The sequence below is a fragment of the Treponema sp. R8-4-B8 genome, assembly GCF_054786175.1.
In genome coordinates, this window is sequence record NZ_BDHE01000223.1 from 1 (window position 1) to 652 (window position 652).

1 protein-coding gene is annotated in these 652 nt (G+C 43.4%); it reads right to left on the bottom strand.

From position 1 onward, the window contains the following. Positions 1-260: 260 nt before the first annotated feature. Positions 261-476: a hypothetical protein gene (locus ACYVRA_RS08030; protein WP_461252210.1), complete on the bottom strand. Its 216-nt coding sequence runs from the start codon at positions 474-476 to the stop codon at positions 261-263. Between the last annotated feature and the right edge of the window lie 176 nt (positions 477-652).

The following is a 652-nucleotide window of genomic DNA, read 5'->3' on the forward strand; positions in this document are numbered from 1 at the left end:
GAATTCCCCGCCGTAGAGACTTTGTAATAAAACAAAGAAAATTCAGAGAATAAACGTCCGGCGACGAACCCTAGATAAAGCTTTCTACCCACTGCTATTTAGTCGCCGGAAGGCTCGTAGGCGGGTTCTTCCGAAGTTTTTACAGCGTGCGCAGCCTGCCCGCCTGTACTGAATAAATTCCTTGGGCATACATCGTGTAGTGTGGCATTGCCTGTACGTTGCAGTGTGTCTTAGAAATCATATCTTTTCAATTTCTATCATTATGAAGCGGCAGCCCGTTCTCGTACCATTTCGCCGATAATTTCAGACGGCGTTTTATGTGTTACAGTGGAAACAGACATAAGGTATTCAGCGGAAAAATCATCTATGGCTACCATTCGGGATACATGACGGGCTTTTGAAGGATCTACACGAGGCGGATTTTTTGTTACTTCCTCGTCAAGAGCCCAAGCTTCTTCTTCTGTCATTCTCGGCATCGCAACTCCTCCTATACGTTCAGTAAAGGATAATAAACTTTTTGACATCTCATAGCGTGAAAAATATTAACGGTATGCTCCAGTTCCAACAGTACGCCCATCACTCCTCAGAATCAATATTAATAATCTCTTCCTCTTCATCTTCTTCTTCTTCTTCATCTTCTTCCACTTCGTCA

What these genes read in the sequence shown, in the direction of transcription:
- ACYVRA_RS08030 (WP_461252210.1), bottom strand. Translation starts at nt 476, where the DNA reads ATGCCGAGAATGACAGAAGAAGAAGCTTGGGCTCTTGACGAGGAAGTA.